Below are 8,211 nucleotides of genomic sequence, written 5' to 3'. Positions count from 1 at the left end.
GCTGCCGTCCGTGGGTGCGGGCGCCGGCGGCGCTCAGCCCGCTATCCGCCGGGCGGCCGGCACCCGGGCCGCCTCCCGCAGCTCCACGTCCCGGCGCCGGCGCCGGGCCAGCACCACCCGGCGCTCGGCCGCCGTCAGCCCGCCCCACACCCCGTACGGCTCGGGCTGGGCCAGCGCGTGCTCCCGGCACTCCAGCAGCACCGGGCAGCGCGCGCACACCCGCTTCGCCTGCTCCTCGCGCGCGAGCCGGGCCGCCGTCGGCTCCTTGGACGGCGCGAAGAACAGCCCGGCCTCGTCCCGGCAACAGGCCGCACCCGTGTGCCACGGATTGTCGTCGTCGTGTGCCTGCGGCTGCGGCTGCGCGCGCAGTTGCGACGACGCGGGCTGCGGCGCGGCGGCGACGGGACGGATGGCGCGGGACTCGATCGGATGCAGCACGGCGGACTCCTGACAAGGCTCAAGACTCGGGGGCAGGGTCGCGTCCCTGCCCGGCTGCCCCGTGCTTCACCCCCCGGGGCGGCCAGGCCGACTCCGGTGTCACAGCCGTACAAGAAGCGATGTGCGTGAGGAACTACCCCGCCGCGCCGCGATTCATGCACACCGCACGCAACCGACTACACAGTGCACTCGGGGCAACCCCGAGTGCACCGCAGGGAGTTGGCGGACCGTGCTGCCGGCCCGTCCGTCCGCCCCGCCCGCGCGGCCGCGGCCTCAGCCGTCGAGCTGCTTGCGGACCCACTCCTTCAGCTTCTTGCCCTTGCGCGGCCTGGCCTCGCAACCACCGAACACCGCGGCGCCCTTGACCCGCACCAGCGGCGCGTAGGGGTCGGCGGCGGTCTGCTCCCGGACGTCGAAACCGCCGAAGATCCCGACCCCGCTGCCGTGCAGGCTGACGTTCTCGGGCACCTTGATGTCGACGCCGCCGAAGATCGCGGTCACCTCGATCACCACCTCCGGCGACTCGAACACCGCGTCCGTCAGGTCGATCTCGACCCCGCCGAACACCGCGACCGCCCGCAGCCGCGAACCGACCCGCCAGCGGCCCTTGCGGGACGCCCCGCCGAAGACCGCCAGCATCGTCGGCGCCTCCTGTCGGGCCGGCGGCAGCGGGGCGGGCCGCGGCGCCTCCGACACGGGCTTCTCGAAGGAGACCGACCGGTGCGCGGGCAGGTCCCGGGTCAGCGGCGCCAGTTCGCCGAGCGTCCGGGCGCCGTACGCCGCCCCGATCCGCTCGGCGTGCTCGTCCGCGTCGAGCCGGCCCTCGGCGTACGCGTCGCGCAGCAGCTCGGCGACCCGCTCGCGGTCGGCGTCCGAGGCCCGCATCTCGGCCTCGGCCACGGGGGCCGCGGAGGCCGCCGGCACGGCCGCGGCCTTCGTCATCGGTACGGGCGTCTGCCCCTGGTCGTCCTGCGGCTGGTCGTCCAGCGACGGCGAGTTGTCCACGCGCAAAGACTAGTCAACGGGGCCGCTGCCGAACGACAGTTCCCCCTGTTTCCCGTGACGCGGATCACGCAGGCAGACCTGTGCGCGTGCGCGGTTCGACCGCCGCCTACCCTTGAGGGTGCTTCGCCGCCGCAGCCGGATCACCCTTAAGGACCGCCCCCATGGCTCCCACGCCAGAGTTCGACTACACCGACCTGCTCCCCCTCGGTGCGGACCCCACCCCCTACCGCAAGATCACCTCCGAGGGCGTCTCCACCTTCGAGGCCGGCGGCCGCCGCTTCCTCCGGGTCGAGCCCGAGGCCCTGCGGCTGCTCACCGCCGAGGCGATGCACGACATCTCGCACTACCTGCGCCCCGCGCACCTCGCCCAGCTCCGCCGCATCCTGGACGACCCCGAGGCCAGCCCCAACGACCGCTTCGTCGCGCTGGACCTGCTGAAGAACGTCAACATCTCGGCCGGCGGCATCCTGCCGATGTGCCAGGACACCGGCACCGCGATCGTGATGGGCAAGCGCGGCCAGAACGTGCTGACCGAGGGCCGCGACGAGGCCGCGATCGCCCACGGCGTCTTCGACGCCTACACCAAGCTCAACCTGCGGTACTCGCAGATGGCCCCGCTGACCATGTGGGACGAGAAGAACACCGGCAGCAACCTGCCCGCCCAGATCGAGCTGTACGCGACCGACGGCGACGCGTACAAGTTCCTGTTCATGGCGAAGGGCGGCGGCAGCGCCAACAAGTCGTACCTGTACCAGGAGACCAAGGCCATCCTCAACGAGGCCTCGATGCTGAACTTCCTGGAGCAGAAGATCCGTTCGCTCGGCACGGCGGCCTGCCCGCCGTACCACCTGGCGATCGTGGTCGGCGGCACCAGCGCCGAGTTCGCCCTCAAGACGGCCAAGTACGCCTCCGCGCACTACCTGGACGAGCTGCCCACCACCGGCTCCGCCGCCGGCCACGGGTTCCGGGACCTGGAGCTGGAGGCCAAGGTCACCGAGCTGACCCAGAAGATCGGCATCGGCGCGCAGTTCGGCGGCAAGTACTTCTGCCACGACGTGCGGGTGATCCGCCTGCCGCGGCACGGCGCCTCGCTGCCGGTCGCGATGGCCGTCTCCTGCTCGGCCGACCGCCAGGCGCTGGGCAAGATCACCGCCGAGGGCGTCTTCCTGGAGCAGCTGGAGACCGACCCGGCGAAGTACCTGCCGGAGACCACCGACGAGCACCTCGACGACGACGTCGTCCGGATCGACCTCGACCAGCCGATGTCCGCGATCCGCGCCGAGCTGTCCAAGTACCCGGTGAAGACCCGGCTCTCGCTCAGCGGCACGCTCGTGGTGGCCCGCGACATCGCCCACGCCAAGATCAAGGAGCGGCTGGACGCCGGCGAGGGCATGCCCAAGTACCTCCAGGACCACCCGGTCTACTACGCCGGCCCGGCCAAGACCCCCGAGGGCTTCGCCTCCGGTTCGTTCGGCCCGACCACGGCCGGGCGGATGGACTCCTACGTCGACCAGTTCCAGGCCGCCGGCGGCTCGATGGTCATGCTCGCCAAGGGCAACCGCTCCAAGCAGGTCACCGACGCCTGCGCCGCGCACGGCGGCTTCTACCTCGGCTCCATCGGCGGCCCGGCCGCCCGGCTCGCCCAGGACTGCATCAAGAAGGTGGAGGTGCTGGAGTACGCGGAGCTGGGCATGGAGGCCGTCTGGCGCATCGAGGTCGAGGACTTCCCCGCGTTCGTCGTGGTCGACGACAAGGGCAACGACTTCTTCCGGGAGACCACCGAGGGCCCGCTGATCACCAGCCTGCGGATCCGCTCGGCGGAGTAGCGGTGAGGTGAGGTGTCCCGGCCCGCGCGCGGGCCGGGACACCCGCCCCACGCGCCGTCACCGCCGCCTCAGGCGTCGAAGTCGTACTCCAGCACGTACGAGGCGGCGTCGAGCACCATCTCGTTCACCTCGACCGGCTGGCCCTCCTCCGCGAAGGCGGTGCGGCAGATCAGGATCACCGGTGTCCCGGCGGACAGTCCTAGCCGGGCGCTCTCGTCCGTGCCGGGCATCCGCGAGCGGACCTCCTCGCGGAAGTGCACCGGCTTCGCACCGATCTCGGCCAGCCGCGCGTACGTGCCGCCCGGGCCGGTGTCCTCACGGGTGATGGCGGTGCCCGCCACCAGCCCGGCCGGCAGGTAGGAGGTCGAGAGCAGGACGGGCTTCCCGTCCAGCACGAACCGGCGGCGGCGCACGCAGGTCGGGTCGCCCGGCTCGACGCCGAGGACGCCGGCCACCTGCTCGGGTGCGGCCTCGGCGGTCACCGAGACCTGGTCGACGACCAGCGTCCGGTTGTCGGTGTCCGCGGACCATATCGAGCGGCCCGAGCCCCACTGCTCCTGCGCGAGGCGCTGGATGCCCCGCCGGCGCAGCGGCCGGAAGTCGCGGACGAACACGCCGGCACCCTTGCGCGCCTCGGCGATGCCCTCGTTCTGGAGCACACCGAGGGCCTGACGGGCCGTCATGCGGGCCACGCAGTACGTCTCCATCAGGTCGTTCTCGCCCGGCAGCCGGTCGCCGGGGCGGTACTCGCCGGCGTCGACGCCCGCCTTGAGAGCGTTGGCGATCTGCTGGTACTTCGGTTGCTTGCCGCCGCTGGTACTGGCCATCGACTGCCCCCATTCCTCTCTAGACATCTTACGGCGGGACCGCGCCGGAAGACGAGCCGTCGGACCCGTTGACATATCTAGAGATCTGATGCTTCTCTAGAGAGGCTGAGAGCGTCGGCATGTGCACGCCCCACGGCAAGGAGCAGGCCATGAGCACCCACCCCCACGCCAACCCCCCGCACCGGCCGCACCTGGGCGAACTCGTGCACGACCACCGGACCGGACGCGACGGCGTCTACATGGGCACCCAGGGCGGCCAGCTCTACCTCCGGCCGCCGGGCGGCGGCATCGAGTGGACGGCCCGCCCCGAGCACATCCGCGCCGTGGCCGGCGACGGCCCGCAGGCGCACGCCCAGGCCGGCTGACCCGCCGCCGGACGCACGGCGCCCCGCACCACGGACGTGGCACGGGGCGCGGAGGACTCGCAGGCGTCGTAACGACACGACGGCTACGGGCGGTTGGTGATGACCCCGAGCGGCTCGAACGGCTTGGCGCCGTCCGCCGGAACCGGCTCGACATCCGGCTCGGCACCGATCAGACCGTCGAGGCCCTCGGGGAGCACGTCCTCGGCCGACGGAACGTACTCGGTCTGCTCAGAAGCCGCCACCAGGTTCTGCGCCGGAAGAACGGCCTCGGCCGGGGTGGCCGTCGCCTCTGCGGTCGTGCTGTCGTTGCTGGCCATGATCGGGCCGCCTTTCGAGTCATCAGATCGTGTCCGGCCCGACCGGATCGGCCGGGTTGCCCGCCAGTATCGTAGGGATCGTTAAATGTCCTATAAACATCGCGTCGCTGCTGTGCGTCTCCACCGCTTGCCTCCCTCCGCCTAAACTGTCGAGGCTACGGCGGACCGTCGAGTGCCCTGAACGGGGAGACCGCCACTGGCCATCGGGGGATGACAATGGAGCTTCGGGAAACGCCGCACCCCGCTGCGCTGCGCTTCCAGGTGCTCGGACCGGTCCAGGCCTGGCGGGGCGAGCAGGCCCTGTCCCTGGGGTCACCCCAGCAACAAGCCGTCCTGACCGCGCTCCTGCTCCGGCGCGGCCGCCCGGTGGGCACCCACGACCTCGTCGACGGCCTCTGGGGCGACCGGCCCCCGCCGCAGGCCATCGCCGCCCTCCGCACGTACATCTCCAGGCTGCGGACCGTCATCGAGCCCAACCGCGAGACCCGGGCCCCGGCCGAACTGCTCATCTCCGTCAGTGACGGATACGCCCTGCGGGTGTCGCCCGACGCACTCGACCTGTCGGTGTTCGACGCCGGGGTCGCGGAGGCCACCGCCGCCGGCACCGCGGGCGACCGGCGCGAGGCGCACCGCCTGCTGGTGTCCGCCCTCGGGCTCTGGCGCGGCCGGCCGCTCGCCGGGGTGCCCGGCCCGTACGCCGAGTCCCAGCGGCTCCGGCTCGCCGAACTCCATGTCACCGCATGGGAGGAGCGCTGCGAAGCCGCCCTGGACATCGGCCTGCACGCCGAGGTCGTCGCCGAGCTGAGCTCCCTCAGTGCCGAACACCCGCTGCGCGAGCGGCTGCGCGAACTTCTGATGCTCGCGCTCTACCGGTGCGGGCGGCAGGCCGAGTCCCTGGGTGTGTACTCCGACACCCGCAAGCTGCTGATCGACGAACTGGGCGTGGAACCCGGCGCGGGCCTCGCGGCCATGCACGCCCGGATCCTCGGCGCCGACCCGACGCTGATGCCGGCCGTCCCGCCCGAGTCGCCGGCCGGCGGCCGGGAGGAGAGCCCGTTCACGCCGCCTGCCCAGCTCCCCGCCGACATCTCGGACTTCAGCGGACGCACCGAGCTGGCCGGCGAGCTGCGCGAGGTCCTGCGCAAGGCGGCCGGCCAGGCGGTGGTGGTCACCTCCCTGGCCGGCATCGGCGGGGTCGGCAAGACCACCCTGGCCGTGCACGTCGCACACAGCGTCCGCAGCGAGTTCCCGGACGGACAGCTCTACGTCGACCTGCGCGGGGCGGGTGCCATGCCGGCCGACCCCGCCGTGGTCCTCGGCGACTTCCTCTACTCCCTCGGGGTCACCGAGGCGCCGGACTCCCTCGACCAGCGCGCCGCCCTCTACCGCTCCCTGCTGGCCAACCGCCGGATGCTGATCCTGCTCGACAACGCCCAGGACGCAAGCCAGTTGACGCCGCTGATCCCCGGTGTGTCGGGCTGCGCGGTGCTGGCCACCAGCCGCTCCCGGCTGGCCGGCATCCCCGGCGCCCACCTCGTCGACGTGGAGGAGCTGACGACCGAGGAGGCCCTGGCGCTCTTCTCGGCCATCATCGGCCAGGAGCGGGTGGACGCGGAGCCCGAGGCCTCCCTCGCCGTCGTCACCGCCTGCGGGTTCCTGCCGCTCGCCGTCCGGATCGCCGCCGCCCGCCTGGCCAGTCGCCCCCGCTGGAGCGTCTCCGACCTGGCTCGCCGGTTAGCGGACCAGAGGCGCCGCCTCGCAGAGCTCCAGCTGGGCAACCTGGCGGTGGAGACCACCATCGGACTGGGCTACGGGCAGCTCCAGCCCGCCGAGGCGCGTGCCTTCCGCCTGCTGTCGCTGGTCGACTCCCCCGATCTGCCGCTCAGTTCCGCGGCGGCGCTGCTCGGTGCCGGTGAGGACCGGACGGAGGAGCTGGCCGAGTCGCTGGTCGAGGCCAACATGCTGGAGTGCTTCAGCCCCGGCCGCTACCGGTACCACGACCTGCTCCGGCTGTACGCCCAGCGACAGAACGAGAAGCTCCGGACGGTGGAGGAGCAGGAGTCGGCACTGCGCCGGCTGCTGGACCTGCTGCTGGCCACCCTGCTGAACGCCGCCAAGGCCATCGAGCCGGACGAGATGCGGCCCGAGCCGCTGAACCCGCTGTCCTCGGCCGGCCTCGCGCTGGGCACGGGAGCCGAGGCGCGGAACTGGCTGCGGTCCGAGATGGCCCTGCTGCTGAGCAGCGTCGAGGCGGCCGTCCAGGGGCCCCCCGAACTGCTCCGCCCCGCGGTGGACCTGCTGATCGTGCTGGACAGCATGGTGGAGGACCCGACCCACGGCCAGCGCATCCGGCAGGTCCTGGAGACCGCGGACCGGAGCGCACGCGCGCACGACGACACCGCCGTCCTGGCCCGGGTGCGCTACGCGCAGGGCTTCCTCCAGCACGTGACCAGCGACTTCCAGAGCGCCGAGGGGTCGCTGCGGGAGAGCCTGCGGCTCCAGGGGGACGACACCGCGACCGTGCTGCGCTCGATGGCCGCCAACCTGCTGGGCATCATGCTGAGCATCGCGAACCGCCCCGCGGAGGCACTGCCCTTCTTCGAGCAGTCGCTGGTCATCTCCCGGGCCATCAGTGCGACCAGCAGCGAGGCCCGCCTGCTCGGCAACATCGCCCGCGCCCAGCTGGACGTCGGGGACACCGAGGCGGCCGTACGCTCCGTCCGGGAGGCGGTGGCCACCGCCCGCATCTCCGACAGCGGGCCCTGCCTGGCCGACACGCTCTACCAACTCGGCGTCATCCTGGCCTCGACCGGCGCGGTCGGCGACGCCGGCACCTATCTGCGCGAGGCCCACCAGCTCTACCAGGCGCAGCAGAACCGGCTCTGGGAGGCCTACTCCCTCACCCGGCTGGCCGCCAGCCTGCTGGCCGACCAGCAGTTCCCCGAGGCCGCCGAGGCCGCCGACGAGTCCCTCGCCATCGCCCAGGAGCTGGACGCCGCGTACTGCCAGGGCCTCGCCAACGCGGTGCTCGGCGAGGCCCTGCTGCGGCTCGCGCAGCCCGCGCGCGGGCTGGCGTGCCTGCAGGAGGCGTACGCGATCTTCACGCGGCTCGGTGTGCCTGAGGCCTCCCCCGTACTGGACCTCATCTCCGGACAGCAGCAGCACACCGAGCCCGCCTCACCCCCCGCGCCGTAGCCGTCCCGCCCCGTCCCCCGACAGGTGCGGCCCCCCGGCCCGCGCCCGGTGTCCCCGCAGCCCCCCGGCTGCGGGAACACCGTCGACGCTTCCCCGGCGCTGGACCCACTGTGCACCGCGCCGATTGACGTTCGATAAACGCCGGTGCGATCCGGGGAACCGCAGGTCGGAGCGGTCGGCCGGGCGCGCCACGCGGCGTGCGGCGCACGTCCGCACCACCCCGGGGTGCTTCTGCGCG

7 protein-coding genes are annotated in these 8,211 nt (G+C 72.8%); 3 read left to right on the top strand and 4 right to left on the bottom strand.

The window, feature by feature from the left end; translation table 11 throughout:
- Positions 1 to 33: 33 nt before the first annotated feature.
- Positions 34 to 438, bottom strand: a complete 405-nt coding sequence (locus ACFUK0_RS11335; protein WP_380248621.1) for a WhiB family transcriptional regulator — start codon at positions 436 to 438, stop codon at positions 34 to 36.
- 273 nt (positions 439 to 711) lie between these two features.
- Positions 712 to 1,380 carry a DUF1707 domain-containing protein gene (locus ACFUK0_RS11330; protein ID WP_380248623.1) on the bottom strand — a complete coding sequence of 223 codons (669 nt, stop codon included), beginning with the start codon at positions 1,378 to 1,380 and terminating at the stop codon, positions 712 to 714.
- A gap of 224 nt (positions 1,381 to 1,604) precedes the next feature.
- Between ACFUK0_RS11330 and ACFUK0_RS11325 the strand changes: the two genes are divergently transcribed.
- Positions 1,605 to 3,269, top strand: a complete 1,665-nt coding sequence (locus ACFUK0_RS11325) for a fumarate hydratase (protein WP_380248619.1) — start codon at positions 1,605 to 1,607, stop codon at positions 3,267 to 3,269.
- 68 nt (positions 3,270 to 3,337) lie between these two features.
- On the opposite strand, the gene ACFUK0_RS11320 is transcribed toward ACFUK0_RS11325, so the two are convergent.
- Positions 3,338 to 4,096, bottom strand: a complete 759-nt coding sequence (locus tag ACFUK0_RS11320) for a GntR family transcriptional regulator (protein WP_380248617.1) — start codon at positions 4,094 to 4,096, stop codon at positions 3,338 to 3,340.
- Between the two features lie 149 nt (positions 4,097 to 4,245).
- On the opposite strand from ACFUK0_RS11320, the gene ACFUK0_RS11315 reads away from it, so the two are divergent.
- Positions 4,246 to 4,461, top strand: a complete 216-nt coding sequence (locus tag ACFUK0_RS11315) for a hypothetical protein (RefSeq protein WP_380248615.1) — start codon at positions 4,246 to 4,248, stop codon at positions 4,459 to 4,461.
- Between the two features lie 83 nt (positions 4,462 to 4,544).
- Here the strand turns inward: ACFUK0_RS11315 and ACFUK0_RS11310 are convergent, their stop codons facing one another.
- Positions 4,545 to 4,778 carry a hypothetical protein gene (locus ACFUK0_RS11310; RefSeq protein WP_380248613.1) on the bottom strand — a complete coding sequence of 78 codons (234 nt, stop codon included), beginning with the start codon at positions 4,776 to 4,778 and terminating at the stop codon, positions 4,545 to 4,547.
- Positions 4,779 to 4,994: 216 nt separating this feature from the next.
- On the opposite strand from ACFUK0_RS11310, the gene ACFUK0_RS11305 reads away from it, so the two are divergent.
- Positions 4,995 to 7,973 carry a BTAD domain-containing putative transcriptional regulator gene (locus ACFUK0_RS11305; protein WP_380248611.1) on the top strand — a complete coding sequence of 993 codons (2,979 nt, stop codon included), beginning with the start codon at positions 4,995 to 4,997 and terminating at the stop codon, positions 7,971 to 7,973.
- The last annotated feature ends 238 nt before the right edge of the window (positions 7,974 to 8,211 follow it).

This window comes from Kitasatospora sp. NPDC057223 (assembly GCF_042669755.1).
Lineage (GTDB): Bacteria > Actinomycetota > Actinomycetes > Streptomycetales > Streptomycetaceae > Kitasatospora.
The sequence above is the reverse complement of the archived record's forward strand: the minus strand, read 5'-3'. Positions and strand labels throughout refer to the sequence as shown.